Source organism: Bdellovibrio sp. HCB209 (assembly GCF_047306065.1).
Classification (GTDB): domain Bacteria; phylum Bdellovibrionota; class Bdellovibrionia; order Bdellovibrionales; family Bdellovibrionaceae; genus Bdellovibrio.
Genome location: NZ_CP178618.1, coordinates 3,510,867 through 3,532,741, shown reverse-complemented (window position 1 = coordinate 3,532,741; position 21,875 = coordinate 3,510,867). Strand labels below are relative to the sequence as shown.

At 44.7% G+C, this 21,875-nt stretch carries 21 protein-coding genes; 13 read left to right on the top strand and 8 right to left on the bottom strand.

From position 1 onward, the window contains the following. Nucleotides 1-153 precede the first annotated feature (153 nt). Entirely contained in the window at nucleotides 154-2,145 is a 1,992-nt protein-coding gene (locus tag ACLVWP_RS17120) for a M13 family metallopeptidase (RefSeq protein WP_413558874.1), read from the bottom strand. A 100-nt stretch (nucleotides 2,146-2,245) separates the two neighbouring features. Between ACLVWP_RS17120 and ACLVWP_RS17115 the strand changes: the two genes are divergently transcribed. From ACLVWP_RS17115 to ACLVWP_RS17085, 7 genes are all read left to right on the top strand, one after another. Beyond that, a complete protein-coding gene (locus ACLVWP_RS17115; RefSeq protein WP_413558873.1) occupies nucleotides 2,246-3,487 on the top strand; it encodes a DEAD/DEAH box helicase in 1,242 nt (413 codons plus the stop codon). Nucleotides 3,488-3,753: 266 nt separating this feature from the next. Continuing rightward, nucleotides 3,754-4,941, top strand: a complete 1,188-nt coding sequence (gene ribD / locus ACLVWP_RS17110) for a bifunctional diaminohydroxyphosphoribosylaminopyrimidine deaminase/5-amino-6-(5-phosphoribosylamino)uracil reductase RibD (RefSeq protein ID WP_413558872.1) — start codon at nucleotides 3,754-3,756, stop codon at nucleotides 4,939-4,941. Next, nucleotides 4,942-5,346: a PspC domain-containing protein gene (locus ACLVWP_RS17105; protein WP_413558871.1), complete on the top strand. Its 405-nt coding sequence runs from the start codon at nucleotides 4,942-4,944 to the stop codon at nucleotides 5,344-5,346. 24 nt (nucleotides 5,347-5,370) lie between these two features. Next, the gene (locus tag ACLVWP_RS17100) at nucleotides 5,371-5,790 is read left to right on the top strand and encodes a hypothetical protein (protein ID WP_413558870.1); all 420 of its coding nucleotides are present in this window, start codon (nucleotides 5,371-5,373) and stop codon (nucleotides 5,788-5,790) included. A gap of 130 nt (nucleotides 5,791-5,920) precedes the next feature. Beyond that, the gene (locus tag ACLVWP_RS17095; protein WP_413558869.1) at nucleotides 5,921-6,556 is read left to right on the top strand and encodes a hypothetical protein; all 636 of its coding nucleotides are present in this window, start codon (nucleotides 5,921-5,923) and stop codon (nucleotides 6,554-6,556) included. An 81-nt stretch (nucleotides 6,557-6,637) separates the two neighbouring features. Further along, nucleotides 6,638-6,955 carry a hypothetical protein gene (locus ACLVWP_RS17090; RefSeq protein ID WP_413558868.1) on the top strand — a complete coding sequence of 106 codons (318 nt, stop codon included), beginning with the start codon at nucleotides 6,638-6,640 and terminating at the stop codon, nucleotides 6,953-6,955. A 10-nt stretch (nucleotides 6,956-6,965) separates the two neighbouring features. Next, entirely contained in the window at nucleotides 6,966-7,256 is a 291-nt protein-coding gene (locus ACLVWP_RS17085) for a hypothetical protein (protein ID WP_413558867.1), read from the top strand. Between the two features lie 868 nt (nucleotides 7,257-8,124). Here ACLVWP_RS17085 and ACLVWP_RS17080 read toward each other — a convergent pair. Genes ACLVWP_RS17080 through rfaD form a run of 3 tightly spaced genes read right to left on the bottom strand, consistent with a single transcriptional unit; the run spans nucleotide 8,125 to nucleotide 11,641 of the window. Continuing rightward, nucleotides 8,125-8,910 carry an RNA methyltransferase gene (locus tag ACLVWP_RS17080; RefSeq protein WP_413558866.1) on the bottom strand — a complete coding sequence of 262 codons (786 nt, stop codon included), beginning with the start codon at nucleotides 8,908-8,910 and terminating at the stop codon, nucleotides 8,125-8,127. Beyond that, the gene (locus ACLVWP_RS17075) at nucleotides 8,911-10,653 is read right to left on the bottom strand and encodes an aromatic amino acid hydroxylase (protein WP_413558865.1); all 1,743 of its coding nucleotides are present in this window, start codon (nucleotides 10,651-10,653) and stop codon (nucleotides 8,911-8,913) included. A gap of 13 nt (nucleotides 10,654-10,666) precedes the next feature. After that, nucleotides 10,667-11,641, bottom strand: a complete 975-nt coding sequence (rfaD, locus tag ACLVWP_RS17070) for an ADP-glyceromanno-heptose 6-epimerase (RefSeq protein ID WP_413558864.1) — start codon at nucleotides 11,639-11,641, stop codon at nucleotides 10,667-10,669. A gap of 177 nt (nucleotides 11,642-11,818) precedes the next feature. Between rfaD and ACLVWP_RS17065 the strand changes: the two genes are divergently transcribed. Genes ACLVWP_RS17065 through ACLVWP_RS17055 form a run of 3 tightly spaced genes read left to right on the top strand, consistent with a single transcriptional unit; the run spans nucleotide 11,819 to nucleotide 14,462 of the window. Beyond that, a complete protein-coding gene (locus ACLVWP_RS17065; RefSeq protein ID WP_413558863.1) occupies nucleotides 11,819-13,375 on the top strand; it encodes a S41 family peptidase in 1,557 nt (518 codons plus the stop codon). Then, entirely contained in the window at nucleotides 13,375-14,019 is a 645-nt protein-coding gene (locus tag ACLVWP_RS17060; RefSeq protein WP_413558862.1) for an alpha/beta hydrolase, read from the top strand. Before ACLVWP_RS17065 ends, ACLVWP_RS17060 begins: the two co-directional genes overlap by 1 nt. Nucleotides 14,020-14,036: 17 nt before the next feature. After that, nucleotides 14,037-14,462, top strand: coding sequence for a hypothetical protein (locus tag ACLVWP_RS17055; protein WP_413558861.1), 426 nt, complete (start codon nucleotides 14,037-14,039; stop codon nucleotides 14,460-14,462). Between the two features lie 48 nt (nucleotides 14,463-14,510). Here ACLVWP_RS17055 and ACLVWP_RS17050 read toward each other — a convergent pair whose 3' ends face one another. From ACLVWP_RS17050 to ACLVWP_RS17040, 3 genes are all read right to left on the bottom strand, one after another. After that, on the bottom strand, nucleotides 14,511-15,026 hold the full coding sequence (locus ACLVWP_RS17050; protein WP_413558860.1) for a hypothetical protein: 516 nt from the start codon (nucleotides 15,024-15,026) through the stop codon (nucleotides 14,511-14,513). Nucleotides 15,027-15,028: 2 nt separating this feature from the next. After that, nucleotides 15,029-16,882, bottom strand: coding sequence for a hypothetical protein (locus ACLVWP_RS17045; protein WP_413558859.1), 1,854 nt, complete (start codon nucleotides 16,880-16,882; stop codon nucleotides 15,029-15,031). Nucleotides 16,883-17,069: 187 nt separating this feature from the next. After that, entirely contained in the window at nucleotides 17,070-18,236 is a 1,167-nt protein-coding gene (locus ACLVWP_RS17040) for a hypothetical protein (RefSeq protein ID WP_413558858.1), read from the bottom strand. Nucleotides 18,237-18,324: 88 nt separating this feature from the next. Between ACLVWP_RS17040 and ACLVWP_RS17035 the strand changes: the two genes are divergently transcribed. Beyond that, nucleotides 18,325-19,092, top strand: coding sequence for an exodeoxyribonuclease III (locus tag ACLVWP_RS17035; protein ID WP_413558857.1), 768 nt, complete (start codon nucleotides 18,325-18,327; stop codon nucleotides 19,090-19,092). A gap of 12 nt (nucleotides 19,093-19,104) precedes the next feature. Next, a complete protein-coding gene (locus tag ACLVWP_RS17030; protein WP_413558856.1) occupies nucleotides 19,105-19,713 on the top strand; it encodes an FxsA family protein in 609 nt (202 codons plus the stop codon). Nucleotides 19,714-19,764: 51 nt separating this feature from the next. Here the strand turns inward: ACLVWP_RS17030 and ACLVWP_RS17025 are convergent, their stop codons facing one another. Beyond that, complete coding sequence (locus tag ACLVWP_RS17025; protein WP_413558855.1) at nucleotides 19,765-21,054, bottom strand: penicillin-binding transpeptidase domain-containing protein; 1,290 nt, start codon at nucleotides 21,052-21,054, stop codon at nucleotides 19,765-19,767. Nucleotides 21,055-21,192: 138 nt separating this feature from the next. Between ACLVWP_RS17025 and ACLVWP_RS17020 the strand changes: the two genes are divergently transcribed. Next, nucleotides 21,193-21,801, top strand: coding sequence for a TetR/AcrR family transcriptional regulator (locus tag ACLVWP_RS17020; RefSeq protein WP_413558854.1), 609 nt, complete (start codon nucleotides 21,193-21,195; stop codon nucleotides 21,799-21,801). The last annotated feature ends 74 nt before the right edge of the window (nucleotides 21,802-21,875 follow it).

Sequence of the window (21,875 nt, the reverse complement as noted above, 5' to 3'; positions counted from 1 at the left end):
AGCCCTCCTAAGGCCTACCTACTCCGGCGGCGCCGGAGTGAGCAAGACTCTTACAATACCAGTCTACGGGGTGACCTTCAAGAGATGCCCCCTGACATATGAGGAATTCTGGAGTTTTCCTCGACAAGGGGCGGTAGCTTTTGGGGACGAAAGTTACCAGATTTGAACTCTCTCGGCCTCAGGCAACGTCATTTTATCGCCTGGTTTGCATTGGAAGGCTTCTGCGAACCCTGGCTGATGCTTAACTTGTTCATTAATGCGGGCGACACCAGAAGAGTGCGGGTCAGTTTTTCTGAGCAGTTTTTCGTATTCGGGACGAGCAACTGTGCACCACAAGCGTCCATAACCTGTAAAGAACGCCTTTTTATCTTCGATGGAGCCCTTGTTTTTAGGGAAAGCAGCGTTGTAAGCAAATGTTAGCCCAACAAGGTCCGCGACGTTTTCACCCAATGTTAGTTTACCGTCATGATCAATTTTATTGAATTGATCAACCATGCGCGAACCGCGTTTCGAGAACTCTTCCAAGTCCTTATCGTTCATCCAAGCTTTCAGGGAGCCTGCGGAGTCACGTTTAGAACCTTGGTCGTCGATACCGTGACCCAATTCGTGGCCCACAACTGCACCGACAGCTCCCAGATTTTCAATCAGGCTTCCGTCTTTGTTGTAGAACGGATACTGCAAAATACCGAGTGGCAGAACGAATTTATTATCTGTTGGACTGTAGTAAGCGTTGACCGTCAATGGACCCATCGCCCAAGAGTCTTTATTGTTAGGCTCAGTCAGCTCATGCAGCATTTTTTTGTAGTTTGCTTCTTGAAGCAGGCGTTCGTTCACCATCATATCTGTTTTTGAGTAATGACGGATCGGTGTGAAATCCCACTCTTTATCATTGTGAGGTTTTACCAATTGCAAACGAGCTGTTTTGATTTTTTTGATAGCTTCTTTTTTTGCAGAGCTAGAAAGCCATTTGTTGTTGTCTAGGCCTTCCAAGATGCTTTCACGAATTTTAGTGCCGACCTCTTGAATTTTAGATTCATCGAAGTTCGGGAAAAGCTTATCAATCAAAGCTGCATCCAACTCTTTATCAAAGTTGCTCATGATTTCTTCGGTACAGCGCTCTTGGCGTTCCGCGCGTTTTTCAGGTCCACCGAAATACTTTTTATTGAAAGCAAAACGTTGCTCATAGAATTTTGTGTACCCATCATCCATGAACGGATAGATGTTTTTACGTAGGACCATGTCTTTCCATACAGAAAGTGGACGTTTAGCGATTTCAGTATTTGCGAACTCAATGCCTTCGTAAAACGGAACGCGCACTAAGGCTGTTTTCGGAGCTTTTTTAAACAACATTTCCAACTTTAGATTTGGATACTTCTTAATTGTTTCTTCTTGAGTCGCGACGTTTCTTTCGGCCATGCGCTGACGACGAACTGCTGGGACTGGATAGATCTTGGCGAAATCTTTCTCTAAATCGATGACGGCTTGGGCACGTTGATCGGCTTTGCCATCTTTGCCTTTAGGATCAATGTTTTTAAAGAATGCTGTCAGAAGTTTTTTATAATCCGCCATTAACGGAGCTTGTTCGTAATATTTCTGATCAGGCAGACCCATCATGTTTCCGAATAAAGCGGCATTCATTTTATTCGTGTCATCAGGATCAACAGAATTCCACATTGTCACCAGAGTGAACGACATGCCCTTCGGTTGTTCTTGATTTAGGTATGTGACTAGTTCTTCCCAAGTTTTGATGCCAGCGATTTCTTTTTGCTGGCGTTTTGCCTCAGATTTTTCAGCATTGGCGCGAGCTTTTTTATCCATGCACGACATATAGAAATCACGAAGTTGAGAGGTGCGCTCATCTAAGCCTTTAGCTGTTGGAAGCTCTGACATGAATTTCTTTTTTTGTTCCAGAATTCTTTCTGAAGAATCGCTGAAAGCGAAATTATGATAGCTGCGATCCGGACGAAGTTTAAAAGAGGCTTTTACATCCGTGCAAACGTACGCTTCGAAATCCTCGCAGGGATTTACGGTTGTACTAACCGGGAACTCACGTTTTTCAGGAATTTCAGAGGAGGGAGCTTTTGCAGCAAAGGAGATCTGAGAAGTCAGACTCGCTGCGATCAAAACCAATAAAGAGCGATTCATAAGAGTCCTTTCAAATGATGCCTGAATATTTCATGACCCTTTGGATTGAATTGCAACACAATCTTGCTAAGACCCAGCCCTGGTGGCATGATCCTTTTTTATGACAAAAACCACTGTGGAACTCTCTCCTGAACAAGCTGATGCTTTGGATCTTTTAAGATCCGGAGAGAATGTTTTTTTAACGGGTGGTGCAGGCAGTGGTAAGAGTTTTTTAATTCGCCAATTCATGCGCGAACTTGACCCGAAGACCATGCCCATTCTGGCAAGCACAGGAGCTGCGGCAGTTCTTTTAGGCGGACGTACTTTTCATAGTTTCTTTGGTTTGGGAATTATGGAAGGTGGTCCAGACGCCACTTATCAACGTGCCAGCAAAGATAATAAACTCATGGCCCGACTCCGAAAGGTCGAGGGAGTTATCATTGATGAAATCTCAATGATTCCTGGCCAAGCGTTGATGATCGCCGAAGCGCTTTCGCAAAAAGCTCGCGAATCCTCTCTGCCGTGGGGAGGCATGCGAGTTATTGCTGTCGGAGATTTTGCGCAACTTCCTCCCGTCACGCAAAACGGTCCGCGCGATTGGTGTTTTTTAAATCCCGTGTGGAAGCAATCAGGTTTTCGCTCAGTAATGTTGTCCCATAATCAGCGCGTCTCTGATAATTTATTTTTGGATGTCTTAAGCGATGTTCGCCATGGTTTGGTCACTCCACGAGTGAAGGAATTTTTGAACGAGCATTTGCGTGATCACGATGAAGATGATCCGGGCACAAGACTTTTCCCTCGCAAGATGGATGCGGAAGAATTCAATCAACGCAAACTTCATGAAATTAACGAAGAAGAAGTGACGGTTGACTCCCTTTATTTTGGTTCAGAAAAGCATGTCGAGATTTTGATGAAGTCCGCTCCGGTTCCGGTGAAGCTGACATTAAAACTTGGCTGCAGAGTGATGTTCTTGCAAAACGATCCGCAAAAACGTTGGGTGAATGGAACACGCGGTGTGGTCACTGATATTGCTGCCGATGAAATCACAGTTAAAAAAGATGGTGGCCGAGAAGTCACGGTGGATAAGGTTTCATTTGCTTTGCAAGATGCTGAAGGCAACGTGATGGCGCAGGTGATTCAGTTTCCGTTGACGCTTGCTTACGCTACAACGATTCACAAAAGTCAGGGCGCAACGCTGGATGATTTATGGTGTAATCTAAGTCGATTGTGGGAGCCGGGGCATGCCTATGTCGCACTGTCGCGGTTAAAGAGCTCACAAGGTTTACATTTAATTGGGTGGAATCCTCGCTCGATTATCGTGGACCCCAAGGTTTTGGAATTCTATAGAAATCTTGAAACTTAAAGGATCCACATAAGGTCGCGCAGCATTCCGATGCCGAAAAGGATCGCCAGAGCGTTTATAGCCATCATTAAGTAGTACCAGCCAGGCTCGGCCTTTTCATTTTGCTTTTCGCTCATATAGTCTCTTCCCCTGATGTAAGTAATTATCGGTTAATATAAATAAATTCTTTCGAGTTTATTTGTTAAAAAACGTTAAAATCCTCATTGTTGAAATTGCCTCATTTTGAGAATAAGCTAGAGCCGCATTTTAAAGCGGGGAGAGCCCTCATGGACCAAATCAGAAGCCTTACAACACCCACTAAGGGAACACCGATGACAGTTGATGCTGCCATGGCATTAGCCATTAGTGAGGCATACAAAGGTGCTACGCATGTTAGCCCTAATCCACTTGTAGGATGTGTGGTTCTGGATTCCAAGGGAGGATTCGTTTCTGCCGGTCATCACGAAATCTATGGTGGTCCTCACGCGGAAGTGAATGCCGTTAAAAATCTTTCTGAAGCAGATTTAAAAGGTGCCCACGTGATCGTGACGTTGGAGCCTTGTGCCCACGAAGGAAAAACTCCATCGTGCGCAAAAATGCTGGCGAAGCTTCCGATCAAGCGCGTGACCTTTGGTTTGATTGATCCAAATCCATTAGTGGCAGGACAAGGTGCCGAGATTTTGCGCCAAGTGGGAATCGAAGCTGATGTTTACCAAGCAGACGATTTAAAACTCGATCAAGAAATGCGCATCAAACTGGAAGAAGTCTGCGAAGCCTTCTTGTGGAATTTCCGTCAGAAAAAAGTTTTTGTCGCTTTGAAAATGGCAAGCTCCCTGGATGGCCAAGTGGCTTTGCGTTCGGGCGAAAGTCAATGGATCACAGGTTCTGAGTCACGTGAATACGTTCACTACTTGCGTGCTTGTTATGATGGTTTGTTGGTTGGAAAAGGCACGATTGATTTCGACAACCCTTCTTTGAACATTCGTCATCCGACTATTCAGAAACAAAACAAAGTGATCGTCATTGATGCCGAAGGTGAGCTTTTAGAAAAGTACTCTGAATGGAAAGTCGCGAAAGAACACGATTCAAAAAATGTGTTCTGGTGCTTGGCTGAAGATTTGAAAGTAGAGATTCAAAAGAAAACGGGCTCTGCCAAAAATCTTCCACAATTGGTTTACGTAAAAACCAAAATGGGCGGCGATTTGGATTTAGAAGATCTGTTGGCTCAGCTTTACAAGTTGGGAATCAAATCCATATTGGTTGAAGGGGGCGCTTTGACGGCGAGTAGTTTCGTGCAAAGTGGCCTGGTAAACCGACTTTATATGTTCCAAGCACCGATTGTGATGGGTTCGGGCGGTTCCAAGTCATGGACAGAGACTGTGCGAATCGATGAGATGAAGGATAAGATCTTTGTTCAACATCCGACTTACCAAACTTTTGGAAACGATTTCATGATCACGGGGAGAATTCTGTAAATGGAAACTATGGCGGCCGGTAATCCGAAATTGAACTATCGTTGGGTCAGAGCCTCTGATGGAGCCCTTTGTGGGGTTTGCAAAGGTCTAGCCCAGGCTTTTGAAATCGAAACTTGGATACTGCGCGTCATTTGGCTGGTTGCGGTTCTTTGGTTCGGAACTGGGGTGTTGCTATATTTCATCTTATGGCTTACGTTGCCACGCGTCGACAGACTGGACCAAGCTCTAGATAGAAAGGTCCTCGGCGTCTGTGCTAGAATAGCTAAGAGATATCAGCTCGAGGTCGGAGTTGTTCGAACAACCGCCGTCCTTTTTTTATGTGTGACGTTTGGAGCTGCGATCTTGGTTTATGGGCTTTGCTACTTCCTAATCCCGGAAGCCTCTAAATCTGAAAAGTCGCCTTAGGGCGCAGGAGTAAATTTTTAATATATGGGTGATGACAGTAATAGGTCGATCGTAAGTTCCCTAAAAAATGAGTGGGCTTTATTTTGGGAAGCCTTCCAGGGTGATGATGAAGTCACTGCAGAAACCAAAAGCGCTTTTGAAAATGGACAATTAGAAGTTTTAAGCCTTCCCCAAGTGCGTGAGATCACGAAGGCCTTGATTGAGGACCGTAAACGTATCAATCAAAAGCTTGAAACATTGACGAAAGAAATCGATTTGAACTCGGCGAAGCTAGAAAGCCTTCGCTTAGTCGGAGCCGAAGAGCAAGAAACCATGGGCCGTATCCACGAGCTCAACGACATGGGCCAAGCCTTCTCAATCGCTCTTCAAAAACTGGATGAACAACTTCGCGCCGTCCGCGACAAAGAAGTCCAAATCCAAGAAGAAGAAGCTGCAGAATTTTAAGATTAAAACCTAAAAAACTAAAAAGCCCGCTGATGAAGCGGGCTTTTTTTATTTCTATCTGCAGCTAGACATAAACACATATTAAGTTATCAAATAAAGACTCAAGTACTTACGGAGAGGCCCTAGGACAATGGGATATTTCTTAAGCTTTTTACTGTCTATTATTTGGTTAACACAGGCGGTTCCATTCTTTAGGTACGGTTGTGTTAAAACGGCCGGAGCGCCGGCTCTTTGTGGAGAGATTGGTGCTGTTGCATTCTGTATTGCGACTATCGCAATTGCTGTTATGTGCTGGATGCTTATTCGTAGCGAGATCAAAAACGATAAAATAGTGAATAAAGTTAAAGAAGTGTTCGCGTCTATTTTGGTTACAGTCATTTTGTTTGTGATCTGGAGCTATAGCTCAATTGGGGATGCATCGAGACGTTTTATCAAGCTGGATGGGGTAGTTACGATTTATACGGGGATCTTTTTCTGTCTTGGGTTTGTTTTCCTTGTGTTGTGTAGACAGAGAATTAGAAGAGCTTCTTGGATTAAGACTTCTCTATATTCAGTTGCCGCGGGTTATCTCCTGTCGCTGTCCATCCTGTTAGTTGCGGAGGCCGCGATCACAGTAGGTGTTGAAAGGATCTCTAACAGTGTTCAGATCATGGGAGTAGGGAATTTTCTTTTCATGCAATTGCTATTGGCGGGAATATTAGCCGGCTGGTTTTATGGTTTATTAGGTGCAATTGGTCTTAAGTTAATTTCGAAAGCGTTGGGGTGAATGATTGTGATTAGACTATGTTTTTTATTATGCATGCTTTTGACGCTATCTTTTTATCGGGCACAGGCAACCAAATGTTTTGTGAAAACAGATTTGGTGGGAATTAAAGAAATATTTCCTATCGTGATTAAAGGCAAGGTCGTCGAGCGAATCCAGATGAAAAATAGAGACGATTCTTTCCTTTTGAAAATTCAGATTCTAGAGGTCGTGAAGGGAGATTTGGTTGAGAAGTATATTGCGGCAGAGGAACTCCATCCGGGTGCATCGGGACTTGGTAAACATATCTACCAAGTCGGAGATGAATACTATTTTCCAATGTCACAGAAGCCAGGTGAAAAGATAAAGTCAGTATATCTGCCGGCTGATGGATGCCCAGCCTTGCCTAAGAAGACGGAGTGAGGTGTTTATCATGTTCCTTAAAAAATCTATTCTCGTACTATTAGCCGTATTTTTGTCACAGATTGGACAAGCGGGATGTTTGGAGCCGCAGAAATTATTGGATAAAGGTTCTTTTGTCGTAGAAAGTTGTACCTACCACTCGACCACAGATGCGGTTTATGAAGACCCTCGTTTGCAAGAAACTAAAGGTGTAGATGCCTATAAAAATCCTGTTTCTATGTTGGGTGTTAACAAAACAAAAGGTACGCCCAAAATACTTTCCCTTTCCCCCCGAGAATCAGGGTGTTTTATTGAGGGGTAAGATTAACAATGAGAAGAAACAAATGACCGCATTTTTTCGAACTAAAGATCAACGGTACTGTGAGAGGCTTACCAAAAGTAACGTTGTAGAAGTTGTCATTCATGAAATGTGTTGTGACTGTATGAATTCATGCATTGAAACACCTTGTGCTGTAGGTACGAAGAATGAAATTACAAGTATCAAATAGTGCTGCATGTGGCGCCTTTGGCTTGCGAGGGCTTAACTATGTTATTTAGCTCGCTTATATACAAGCGTCTCGGTTTTATATTTGGCATTGTCGGAATTTTAGCTGGGATAGCATTTGGGATGTATCTTTCCAGTGGCCAGGATGGAACTATTCAGATGGGAGTTAGTTCGTTTCTTTTACTGGGTGGTATTGGGTTCTTTTTAATTATCTATTGTTTGTATCTACCTATTGAGGTTGAGGTCTCCTCGAATCTCAGAATTCAAAAGAGTGCCATCCAAGGAAATAAACGGATCGTCCTTCAGTGGGGGCAGATATCTAACGTAGAATGGAATTTTTTCGGCGACCTGGTAATAAGGACTTCAGATGGAGGGCAAGTCAGAATTCCCAAAGAAATTTCGATTGATGTAAGCAATTTATCGAATGAAATCATTCGGGAGTTTGATTCATTTCCGTCTAAACCCCAGAGCAAAACGATAAAATTTCTTAAGGTAGTTTTGTCTTATAAGATCCAAAATTCTTCGTCTCTTGACGATGAAAGGGAGCTATTGCTTTATAAAAACTTATCCAATCTTCTATAGAGTTATTGAATATTTGGTGCGAGGTTATAGCTCTTGAAACGGCGCTTCCGTAGATAGGACCTGGCACCTTTTAAAAAAGCCCGCTGATGAAGCGGGCTTTTTTTTATCTTTCGCGGTTCTTGAACTCTTTCCATTCACGCAGTTTGCGGATGGATTGTTGTAAGACCGTTTCTAAGATGACCAATTCTTTTTTGGTCGGAGTATTTTGTAAAAGCATACGACGAAGAACCGTGAAGGCGTTGATCTTACGTTGTTTAGTTAAATCAAAACCCATCTCTTCAATCCAAGTTTTCAAAGTTTGTTCTGGATCGATACCTTGGATGCCTTGAGGGGCGCGGCGTTTTTTGCCGCCATCAAGCTTCGTGCGGTTTCCGCCCCAAGCTTTGCGCAAAGAGAACATTCCCAGCAACGTGGCTTGTGCCAGATTCAAGCTCCAGTTTTCACCGAAGGTTGGAAGGCAGGCGCAGTGATTGGCGTACTCAAGGTCCTCACCCGCAAGTCCCCAGTCTTCAGGGCCGAAGATCAAGTGGATCGTGTAAGGTTCGTCGGATTCATGTTGGAATTGAGGCGCATTAGTTTTTACGTCAGACAAAACATCGTCGATGTCGCGAACTTGGCGGCCTTTGCCATCACGAGCAGTGAAAGCAATCTTAATGCTTTCCGGCTCGTTCGCCATGAACTCGTCCCAGGAAGCATATGTCGTGCGGTTTTGCAGGCCGTTTTGGCCTGTAGCTGCTGTTTGCTGAGCTTCGTAAGTCATTTCGCATTGAGGAGCGATCATGATCAGCTTATCAACACCCATGTTGCTCATCGCGCGGGATGTGGCGCCGACATTTCTCTCGTAGATCGTGCGCACTAAAACAATGCGCACTTCAAAGGGACGTTTCATTTACAGAGTTCCTGATAAAGCAATTCCGTCTTGGATAAGATTTTTCGTTTGTTCATCTTTACCCGCTAAAGCTTGAAGATCCTTCTCAAGTTTTGCATGTAAAGCCGAGCTGCTGGCGCGTGCTTTGATAACTTCCAAAGCCTCTAAGCGCAACAACCAATCTTGTGGGAACTCCTTATCATGATTTGCCAGAACTTCGGACAAAGATTTTTCTAGGTCGGAACCTTGGATATTCTTTTCACGAATCTCTCTCATAAGGCCGTATTGCTTATGGAGTTTTAGTTCCTCGGGCTTGTAATTTGGAGTTGGGACACGTTTTGCGACGAAGTCTTCAGTTTCGCCGTAAGCCTCGCGGTCTGCCGGTCCACCAAATACCGAAGGCACCGTAGCTCCCAAAGCCATATCGTACATACCCCAAGTCGGATCAAACAAGATACGACCTTGGTATTCAGCCTTGGCATCGTTCAGGGATAGCAAAACTGTTTTGCCATCAAGGACGGTCATGCTTTTCAAAGTACCAGTCACAACCACGCCAGAAACGAATTCCAGGCGAGCCGCGCGACCGATCTCGACACCAATATCAGCCCACTCTGAGCGAGTCAGATCTGCAGGCTCTTTGGTTGGATATTCCTTCAAATAACCCACCGGAGTACCGAAGCCATGCAAGTGATAGGACTTGTCGTGACCTGCAAGCTGCTTGTCCTTAAAGGAAAGTTGCGAAGGGCCTTGCAAGCGCAAATAAGCCACTTTGCGAGCAGCATCCGTGATCGCTTCGATGATTTGACCAGAAATCTGAATACCCGAAGAAAGCTCCGCCGTATTAACGGATTGAGCTTCGATCGCTTTATTCAAACCCTCAAGCCCACCCAGGCGGAAGGCCATCTGGTCTGCCATTTGGTTCAAAACTTTTACTAGAGTTTCAAAATCAGGAGTAACGAATAACTGAGGTTGAGGCTCGGTGATGTCATAGCCTTGCTTGATACACTCAACTGTCAGAGGAATTTTCTTAACCTTTTGGCTTAAGCACCACTTTGATTCACCAACGGATGACAACAGGCCTGCGCCGAAAATTTTTGGATTATCCAAAGTTCCGATCAAGCCGTACTCTGCCGTCCACCAATTCATGCGACCCAATTCAGAGGCCTCAGAAACGTGGCTGATGCTTTTGCTGACTTTATCCAAGTGCGCTTCCGCCGCTTTGATTTGTTCAGTTGTTGCACCTGGCATTTCTTTAAGATCGGACAATTCGCGAATTGCTTCGTACAGATTTAAATCTTCACGACTCAAGATCGCTTTCTTAGCTACTTGAGCATACTGACGTAGGTACTCTGCAAATTCAGGTTGAATCAAAATGGGTGCATGTCCCGCAGCTTCGTGAACAATGTCAGGAGCTGGAGTGTACAGAAGATGATCGATGCTTCTCATATCAGAAGCGATCGGTAACACGCCCAGTGATTGCAATTCCATGAAAGCCGCTGGTGGGATAAATCCACTCACTGGCAAAGCTCTCCAGCCGAACTCTTTCAGCTTCACGCTGATTTCTTCGATACGAGGAATGCGCTCGACAGAAATACCTGTCTTGCTTAAACCCTCGACGTAACTTTCGTGGGCGTTTTTAGAAAGAAAAGAGCGCAGCTGGCGCAAAATGTAGCGCCAAACAGCTTGGTCAATCGGAGTGTACTTTTCGTAGTGTTGCTCGACGACGTATTTTCTAAGGTGCGGTGGTAAAAAGTCTGTCTCCATGACGTTTGCCTTCTTATAACAACGGGTCTTCTTTAGTCAGATAATTCTTAACGTAATCATCGACCGCTTTTTCCAAAGGCCATTTCGGAGCACTCATTCCTGCTTTGCTCCACTTATCCGTTTTCGCTTCAGTGTAGTACTGATACTGACCACGAATGTTTTCTGGCATTTCGATCCAGTTAATTTTCATATCTTTTCCCATAGCTGTGAAGGTCGCATTCGCTAAATCCAACCAGGTACGAGGCTTACCAAAACCCATGTTGTAGACACCGTTAACGGGCTTTTTGTCCATCAACTCGGCCATCCAACCAGTGACGTCTTTCACATAAACGAAGTCGCGCATGAATTCGCCGTCTTTGTATTTAGGATTTGCTGATTTGAACAATCCCAATGTGCCAGTGTCTTTGATTTGGTTGTAAGCCTTGAACACGATACTCGCCATGCTCTCTTTTTTGTATTCGTTCGGACCGAATACGTTAAAGAACTTAAGACCATACCAGTGTGGGGGAGTCTGTGTTTGCGGTTGTTTCAAAGCCCAACGATCAAATAGAACTTTTGATTCGCCATACAAATTTAAAGGCTTCAAAGTTTCTGGATCAGTCGTGTCGTCAAAACCCAACTCACCAGCGCCATAAGTCGCAGCGCTGGAAGCATAGATCATGTTTTTTTGGTTTTTAGTACACCACTCGAAAATGCGTTGAGTGTAGTAAGTGTTGTTCTCCCACAGGAACTCTTTGTTGGTTTCCGTCGTTGAAGAGCACGCACCCATGTGGATGATCCAAGTAACTTTCTTTTTGGCTTCTTCGGTGTCCAGGAACGCCCACAACTCGTCTTTACCCAAAAACTTGCTGTACACGCGTTTGCGCAGAAGGTTGCGCTCGTTAAGACCTACCGAATCCACGGCGATGATATCGTTGAACCCTTTTTCGTTGAGTTGCCATACCATCACGCTGCCAATAAAACCGTTTGCACCAGTTACAATAATCATAGTGTTTTCACCCTATTACAGCCTTTTGGGATACACAAGAAAAAGCCCTTGTGGAAGCTCTGTCCAAACCTGCAAATAGTTCAAAAATAGAGCCCTAAAATGCAACCAATTGGAGCTGAGACGGCATGGGCGTTGCTTAGCAGAATCCCATTGGTGGTACCTGTCGGGAGGCATGGGGTGTTATTGAGTTCACGTAGATTCTTCTTATTCTCATTAAGCGTAGCGATCCTGGGCGGTAGCCTGTGGTGGACTCGCGTTCATGAGAAAGCCCCAGCTCCTGGGAAATCCACCGATCTTTATTGGTCAGAGACAGGGTTAGACTCCTATGCTCTTGAAGACCTTTTAGATACACCGACATGCTCAAGTTCCGAGCGCTATTTCCTTGCGTGCGCCAATGCTGTTTTGGCGGTAGCCAATCGCTACAACCTGACTGTGGATCAGCAGGGCCGTGTCCTGTCGTCTAAGGACGCCTTTGCTCAAGACCTTAGCACCGAGAAAAAACAATTGGCTGCATGGAAGAAGTTTTTTAACGAAAACACTTCTGAAGCCACACGTTTTTCATTCATGGATGTTTGGAAGAAACTTGAAAACAAACATGTTCCTGCAAATCAAAAATCTTTGATGGTGGGCACAGCTCTTAATGGCTTTATTTCTGTTTTCAGAGATCCACATACATATCTGATGCCAGTTGCGATGTTTAAAGAAGTAGTATCTCGTGCTGACAGTCGTTTGACGACGGCGGGTGTACAAGTTGGTCGTTTGAATGGCAATTACGTGATTCGTAAAGTTTTGCCAGGCAGTGCTGCGGAACGCGCGGAACTTCGTCGCGGTGATTTGATCCTAGAGATCGATGGCAAGAACGTTCATTCTTTGTTGCAAGCTCGTGTGACTGAATTGTTAAAGGGTGAAGAGGGAACGAAAGTTTCATTGCTAATCCAACGTGACGGTCACGAGATCAAAAAGAAGTTAGAGCGCACAGAAATTATCGTAGCGACCTTAACGACTCAAATCATCGATGGTATCAAACCGATCGGCGTGATTGGTTTGAATAAGTTTGCTAAGGGTTCTTGCGATAAGATGAAAGGTGCACTGGATGTCGTTAACAAGGCCCACGTACGTGGTTTGTTGCTAGATTTGCGTGACAATCCAGGTGGCCAAATGGAAGAGGCGGCATGTATTGCGAGCTTGTTCGTTGGCGCCGATAAAAAAATCTTTGATATCCGTTACCTAGATCCGACAAAAAAATCAGAAGAGTACTTCGGTGGTGAGCCACAGATCTTTGATAAGCCAGTGGCTGTATTGATCAATGCGGGTTCTGCAAGTGCTGCGGAAATCGTAGCGGGTGCTTTGCGTGATTTAAATCGTGCGGTGCTTGTCGGTGAAAGAACGTTCGGTAAGGGCTCTTTCCAAGAGGGCGAGTACTGGACACAGAATAAAAAGATCGCTCTGTTTGAGACGAAAGGTTTCTATTACCTGCCATCAGGTCGTTCACCTCAAATGAAGGGCTTGTCCCCTGACGTAGCGGTGAATTTCGATATGATTTCAGTGGATCGCGAAGAAGACCAATTCGTGAATCCACTGCTAGCGCCAGAGCGCCATGTCCGTTCATTGAAGAGTTTAATTTCCAGCAAGGACTGTTTGGAATCAGAAGACGCCACCTCGAACGAAGATGTTCAGATGAAAAAAGCGCGTCAAGTTTTGTTCTGTTCTAAAGCCATTGCTGGAGTTAACTGATGATTACTACAGATCTTTTTAAGCACAAATTTATCCCAGCAAAAAAGAAATCAGATTATCTGATGATCGTCTTGCACGGACGTGGCGATAGCATTCGTCCATTTCGTCAATTCGATAGCGAAATGAATATTCCAGAAATGAACTACCTGTTGCTAAATGCTCCTCGTAAATTCATGACGGGATATACTTGGTACGGGGAGCCTCCGTTTCAAGCGAATGGCGTGATCAAAATCCGTGAAAAGCTTTTCACGCTTTTAAATGAGTTGGAATTGCAAGGCTGGAAGAGTGAAAACATCTTCTTCTTTGGTTTCTCTCAAGGCTGCCTGATCAGCGCTGACGTGGGTTTGAATTACCCAAAACAATTGGGCGGAGTAGTTGGTATCAGTGGATACTTTAACTTCTATCCTCGTTGGAAAAACAATCTGGCGGATGATTCTAAAAAGACGCCATGGCTGTTCACTCATGGTCATGCTGACGATGTATTGCCATTGCCGGAAACAAAGTACGGCGTGGATAAATTGAAATCCGCAGGCCTAAGTGTCGAGTGGATCGAAATGGATAAGAAACACACTCTGGAAGATGAAGAGTACCCGATGATTCGTAAATGGGTCCGCAATCAACTTTCAGGATTAGTAAAAAATTAAAAAATACGGAGAAAATTATGAAAACACTATTGGTATCTGCTCTAGTTTTGATGACAGGCACTGCCCAGGCTGCAGAAAAAGTTTATAAGCGCATTCACTGCGAAGGCACGGCGACAATTCAAGGTGCTATCTTTAAAAAGACTGAGTCTATTGCTTTGGATTTCAACGTGAATGGTGGCGAGATTAATAAAGTGGCGCACATTGCTCAAATTGGCGAAGTGCAATTTGGACACGATGAAGGTATCTCATGGTGTGAACGCGCATCCACGAATACTGTGCTTTGCTATGGCAGTGGCTACGGCAACGGACCTGAATTGAAAGTAACGATTAATTTACCTGCTGGTACAGCTTCCGGTACGTATTTCAATCCTTGGGCTTCACTAGGGATTGAAGTTCCGAACGAGGCTAATACTTATCAGTTCACAGATCTTAAATGTAACTAAGCTATAAGAAGCTAAAACTAAAAAGGCCCCATCGGGGCCTTTTGTTTTTTACGGCATTTGTTCCAAACCGGAATCAAGGCCTTTGAAAACTTCTGTCAGTGCGGCTTCGTAAGCAGCACCGATATCAGCTCCCACTTTGCGACCGAAAGTGTTGAACTCCATGCAGCTGTTTGAGCTTGCGTTAGCTTTGCCCTTTTTAACTGCCAAAGTCGCATTCAACTGAACGCAGCCTTCTTGGAATTTTTCAGTTTTAAAATCTTGAACGGCCAATGTAAGAACATTCGGAGCATTCGATTTAAGTTCGATGTTTTGGCGACCCAAAGCCAATGTCAAAGCACGAGTCACTTCCGCTTTGATTTCCGCAGAGTACTGACGGAATTCAGGAGCACGGTTGTCGACAAATACCAAAGACATTTCACGCGGAGTGAGTTTGCTCATTGGTGGGATTTGAATATTGCTGGATTCCAAACGAGGAGAGTCTTTGATTGTCCCTTTGCTTAGGGCACAACCAGAAAGAGTTAGCAGGGATGCTGCCAACGTCACTACCAAAATTTTTGCTGTCATAACTAGATGCTTTCTTTGTTCTCTTCCACGAGGCTGAGAAGTTTTGCGTAAAGATCCATTTTAACGGCAGCAGTTTTTTCTTTGTCTTTGTAAAAACGGCTGACCGGAGACTCTGGAACTCCACTGTTTTCAAAAACCAGACGATCAATGATTCTTTGGATCTGAGTCATTGAAAGTCCACGCTTCTTCTCAGTGATAATCGCATCGACCATTTCGATCAAGGCATTTCCGGTGATGCGTTTGTCAGAATTCAAAATATCTGCTCTGTCACAGATACCTTTTAGGATTTGTTCAGGTTTGTTTTTGCCCGCAGCCGTCGTGACCAGATCGCGATAGACTTCCTGGAAGGATTCTATATGGCGGCGATGTTTTTCACTGAGACGTGCGTCGCGAGTTTTCGCAAAACTTGAAACAATAAGTTTAAAGAACTCACCCGGCGGCATATTGCGCTTTTCAAATGAAAGCGGATTTTTTGCCAAATGTGTCGGGTATTCGCGCAAGATATTACGCACATTGAACAAGGCGGGGTGATTTACACCGTCAGCAACTTTTTCAGTTGTGCCACTGATCTTGGCTCTTTCAAAGAACGAAAACTCTTTATCGAACTTTTCAAACAGGCCTTTTTTCGCAAAGATGTTTTCGCGCTGAGCTTGATTGAAGCCCATGCGATACAAAATGCGGTTGGCGCGATTTTGATCAAACTGTTGATTGAAAGATTCGATGATAGGGTGATTCGCAAATGCACGCAGAGGTTTTTTATTCCCTGTTTGCAAGTAATCTACCAGTTGAGCGAACACTTGAACGATCAAGCGTGCTTTGGCCTTCTGCTCATTTAGGTTTGTCGAGAATCTTTCCACGTCGTCATAGCGATATTTATCGTGACGAATACCAAATTGGCGAACAGATCCGTAGTCGATAATTCCGGCGTCAGCTAGGACGTTATCACCATCCCAATCGAGCCATGCAAAAATATAGTCGGTATCAAGCTGTGCTGTAAATTCCGCAAAGGATTTACAAACACATTTTAGCATTTCATCGTACTTGGCATTACCGCGGGCTTTGATATCCCAGGCTTTATTGCTAACTTGGCGATCGATGAAATAGTCCGTAGCAGCTTTTAAAACTTGCTGACGTTCTTGTTTCAAATAAAGGAATAAGTGAGCAGGGCGGATCAGGTTCTGAGCTGCGCGAACACCAATGCCGTAACCTTTTCCAAGGTCTACGATACAAAGGACGCGTTCAGTACGGATACCCTGAAGATGCATCACTTCAGCTAAGATAGATGCACCAAAAAGTTCATCGATTTCAGCAAGGCCGCAGCCATAACCGAATTCAGTGCCACCGGTTTTTAAAGGTCTATTAGCTTGTACGGAGCCAGGGGACAAACATGTTACGCCAGTCCCGCGACTGGAAACGTCCCATGTCGTACCACGGTGATAAACGGTTCCGTTCCAAATACCTCGACCATCGCCAGAGGTTTTACCCTGCTTGTTCGCGTGTTGAAGTTGTAAATAGCGAGTGGCCATGTGTTTGTGCGGGCGAATTGTCGCAGGATCAATGCGGCGATTCGACAGCTCATCGTATTCATTAATGATTTGGATAGAAAAGGCTTCGATAAGTTTGTCTTCGAGCTCATCCGTCATTGTTTCGGGATGATCTGCCGGAATCAGACCCATTTCTTTTGCAAGAATGAAGTTGAAGTATGCGATTTTGCCAGCGTTTAGCTGACGAACACGGTAACCGACAAAGCCGTCTTGAACAGCTTCCATCCACGGATGCACACCATTGAGTTGATCAAACGAGGAATAGAAACTTTCCTGCACTAACTTTTTTGCGCCGTTGTGTTTAACCGTCATTTACTTCCACACTCCTTGTAGAAAAATGAGACACACTGGATATCGGTCCATCCTGAACACTACTTTAATATTAAGCCTCAAAATCCGGCAAAGGCCTACTGGACTAGACAGAAAAGTCCACAGACCAAAACCAAAGTTCGGTTTATGGGCTTTGAAACAGGCCGGTGTCTTAGAGTGGGAACGGGTTTTACTTAAAAACCGCGCAGGCAAAGCCGCCGTAAGGCGTTCTTAGGTTAGTAACTTGCCCCTGATAGATGCGCGCAATCACCATTTGCAAGCGGCCTTGGTAGGCATAACAGCGCAAATCGTACTTAAACTTTTGCTCGCCCTCAGGTGTTTGCAGTGGGATTTCCGGTGCTGGGATGTATTCCATCGCGATGATCGGAGAGCCAATCAGTTCTTCAAAGGCTTTACGGCTCATCGAATGGCCACGATAGCTTTGTTTTGAACCATAAGCGTTCTTTGGTTTAAAGAACAATTTCTTGCGACCCGCCCACAGCTCGTCAGCATTCGCCGCTGTCAAATCGTGAGAGAACGGAACCGCATTGCGCAGAGTTTTAATTTGTGAGTCGTCTAAGCCGTGAGATTCAAGGAACCCTGGTTGGCTCCATTCGATGATACGTTGCTTGTCTGCCAGTAAAAGATACTCATATGGATTTGGAGACAAGCAGACATCGCCGCTAACGAATTTATCTTTTAGAATCTGGCTGGATTCCTCGGATAAAAAGAAATCCGTGTAACGATTGTAAATAAACTGCGGGGAGAAGTTATTGAAGATCTCGCGGTAATCTAAAATGCGTGAATCCCAACCCCAAGATTTGAACAACTCATTGTAAACCAAAAACTCCGCAAAGAGTCTTTGTTCAGTGGGCTTTTCATCAGTGATCGCCACACGCAAAGGTGCTTCGACAGATTGCCCTTGCAGTTTCATTTCTGTCAGGATGTCGTTGCGAACTTCATCCCAAGAAAAATCACTCACTGGTAATGGCAGTTCCATCGTTTGGTACATTTCGTGTCCCAACGCCAAAAAGGACGCATTGGTGTTTACTTCAATCAGTTTTAGTTGCTGATTTTCATCCAAGTGAAAATCGTAACTCATCATGATCGATTTATTGCCGGGATCTTTGAAGCCTTTAAGGGCTGCAAGGTCTTGATACTGCTTTTTGTAAGAGTCCTTTTCGCGCAAAGCAAAGAACGTGGAAACGATTTGTTGCGCTTGGTTGAGCACCGACTTTGGCAGCTCAACATGGAAGGGAGAAAGCAAGTTTTCTGCAACAAGACTCTCCAGCTGCTCTTTATTGAGATCTGGGAAAGATTTTTTAAGTTGCGCGATGAATTTGTTCTTTAAGCTCACCTTGACTCCTGATAGAACGGCTGGTGAAAAACACCAGCCTCGGCTGTAGTAGTGATAGCGCTTTGCGAGTGAAAGACAAGGAGAAATTGTGAAAATCATCTCATGGAATGTGAATGGGATCAGAGCCTGCCATAAGAAGGGCCTTGTTGATTTCGTAAAGCGTGAAAATCCAGATATTTTCTGTGTTCAAGAGACCAAAGCTCATATTGATCAAGTTGAGGTTGAGGCTCGTCAATTGCATCGTCCTCATGCTTATTGGTCGTCAGCAGTTAAAAAAGGATATTCAGGGGTCGCAACTTTCTTAGTGAATGAACCCAAGTCAGTAAAACACGGTATCGGTATCGAAGCTTACGATTCTGAAGGCCGTATCGTGATGACTGAACATCCGCACTTTGATTTGTATAATATTTATTTTCCAAACGGTGGTTCTGGTGATGAACGCCATGCCTTCAAGCAAGAGTTTCTAAAAGACCTGCACACACATCTGAAAGAAAAGCTGGCAACTGGCAGACAGATCGTTGTTGTGGGTGATTACAACGTCGCTCATGAAGATCAAGATGTCTTTGATCCAATTCGTCTGTCTAAGGTCAGTGGATTTTTTCCTGAAGAGCGCGCTTGGTTTGATTCTTTCTTGGATTTGGGATTCATCGATACGTTCCGCTATTTCAAACCAAATGAGGCCAACCGTTATTCTTGGTGGTCTTACTATGACTTTGCTCGCGAAAGAAACAGCGGGTGGAGAATTGATTATATTTGTATCTCAAAAGGTCTCGAGAAAAATCTGGTATCTGCAGATATCTTGGATCAAGTTGAGGGATCTGATCATTGCCCAGTGGTTGCAACACTGGAATTTTAAAAAGGACGTTTTATGTTTGTGCTTCCTTTGCCCTGGGTGATCGCTGAAATTGTTATTTTCTTTACGGGCGTTCGCTTTTTTGGATTTTTTAATACGATGCTGATTTACTTCTTGCCGTGCCTTTTGGGGTTCTTGATTGTGAATACGGTGGGTCGCATGGCGATGATGACTTTGCAATCAACAGTGGCGCGTGGGCAACTGCCAGCAAGCAAGCTTTTGCATTCTGGGGCGATCTTTATCTCAGGGTTGGCATTGCTAGTGCCTTCCTTCTTTACGCGTGTGATTGCGCTAGTTTTGTTGCTGCCAGGTCTTCGTCATTTGGCGGTTTGGAGATTCAAACTTTATATGGCTAAGAAAATGGCCAGTGGTTCTGCCCGTGTCTTTAACTTTGGCGCAGGTCCTTTCGGCTTTGGTGGCTTCGGCGGAATGGGCGGAGGCCCGATGCCAGGTGGCCCTGGTGCAGGCCCAGGCGGCTTTCAGTATTATGAATTCCGCAATGACGGCAGCGGCTTCAGAGAGATGAACGAAGATACTCCAAGGGAGCGCGAACTCACAGATGTAGAAGTTCTGGATGTGACACCGATTGAAATCACTCATCAAGAAAAGAAAAAAGACGAATAAAAAAAGGCAGGATCATCTCCTGCCTTTTTCATTTTTAAATTTTGAAACTAATTAGTTATCTACTGAAGTGACGCTGCGTTTTTGATGTTGAGCTGCGATCACTGGGGCAAAGTATTTTTTAAACATGCTTTGACCAAGGTGCGCTGATTTCACTGTCCAGAATTTCTTGTTCACAGTGATAGCAGCAACGGCGATCTTTCTGTTTTCTTCCAGAGCGTAACCCACGAACCAATCAACACGGCCCTTAGGGTTGTCACCCGTTAAGTGACCTGTCTTACCACCCATTTCGATCTCTTTATATTTGCGATCTTTCATGATCGGGCGGAATGAACGACGAGAAGTTCCTGCAACAACTGTTTGTTCCATCAACTCACGAACTTTAACAGACGACTCTTTAGTCATCGTCATGCCTTTTTCCATCGTGTGACCTTGATAAACAGTTTTGCCGTCTTTGTCTTGCATCGAGTTCACGATATAAGGAACAACAACTTTACCGTCATTCGCAACCGAAGCTGCGATCATCGCACCTTGAACGGGGCTCATGCGATTCATTTTGTTGTAACCAGAAGCGGCCTCAGCCATTTCGAAACCTTTGCCCGGTGGGATGTAGGCAACACCCATATCCACTGGGAAGTCCGCAGCGATCTCTTGGTTGAACATGAAACGGTTTGAGTACTCGTTCAAATCTTCAGGATGAAGATTTTCGATGCTCAAGCGGCCAAACGCTGTGTTGATCGAGCGAGCGAAGGCATCTCTCAAAGAGATCACATTCGTCCAACGAGTCACGCGGTCAGAAAGAACATTCTTTTTATATAGAGTATATGCTCCACCATTGTAGTGGATTTTGTGCTCAGGCTCGATGCCGGCTTTGTCTACAGCAGCAGTTGCTGTAACCACTTTGAAAACAGAAGCTGCTGGGAACGTCGCTTGAAGATTCAAGTTGTTGCCAGTTGGGTTGTCGCGTTGAAAGCTCGACATCGCCAAGACTTCACCTGTTTGTGCATCGATCATGAAGATCGCGCCGTAGTCAGGTTTGTATGCTTTAAGAAGACGATCTGCCTCTTGTTGCAGAGAAGTATCAATCGTGTAGTTGACCGCAAATTGCTCGTCACGCCCGTCCCACTTAACGTTCATCTTCGCAGGCAATTCATTGCCTTTGATTTTGTCGTTCAGTGCTTGGGCAATCTGAGAGCGTTGCTCCAACTGAGATTGCAGTTGTTTTTCAGCCTTTGCTTCTGGAGTGCTAGCAGCCGTGAAGCCCATAAGAGAATAGAGAGCTACTCCGCAAACGCTTGAAAATACGAATAGTTTCAACAAATTAGGTTTTCTATTAGATCGCATATCTTTTGATCGTAGCACCAGTTTTTTGGCAGTTTCAAGAGCATTCTCAGAAGAAGTCACGCGAAACTGGCTCAGAGTGCGACTTTTGCGGGTTTATACCGTGACTCTCGAGAGAAATTGGACTAAAGACTTAATACCATGAAGACTAAAGAACGCATCCTTCTCACATCTATCGATCTCTTTAATCGCAGTGGCGTCGTCGCTGTAACGACAAATCACATCGCAAAAGCGATGGATATCAGTCCTGGAAATCTTTATTTCCACTACGACAATAAAGAAGAAATCTTAGTTGAGTTGTTCAAACGCATGGCTAAGGAAACATACGATGTATGGCGTCCTCGTCGCGTAAAAAAGGTCACTCCACAAGATTTTATCAACGATAACTTCGATCTTTACTGGCGCTATCGCTTCTTCCACCGCGAGATGTACGCTCTTCGCCGTAAGGATGTTGAGCTTGCGAAAATGTGGCGCACGCACATTCAAAAAATGATGAAGTTGATGGTGATCTTGTACCGTCAATGGGTGCGCGAAGGCAAAATGATCAAGATCGATGATATGCACGAGATGCAATACGTAGCAGAGTCTTTGCTGGCAATGTCCACGACATTCCTGCAGTTCTTTGAGTCTGCGGAACGCCAACCAGGCCGTCGCACTATTGAGCGTGGTAAGCGCCATGTGACTCGTTTGCTAGCCCCTTACACAGCTGGCGACACTAAAGACGAGTTTGAAAAAATTCTCAAATCCTAGCCTGAAATGTCACCTCTTCCCTCGGTAAATTTGAGCTGAGATCAGTTTGAGGTGGCAGGCTCATTGCTTATAGG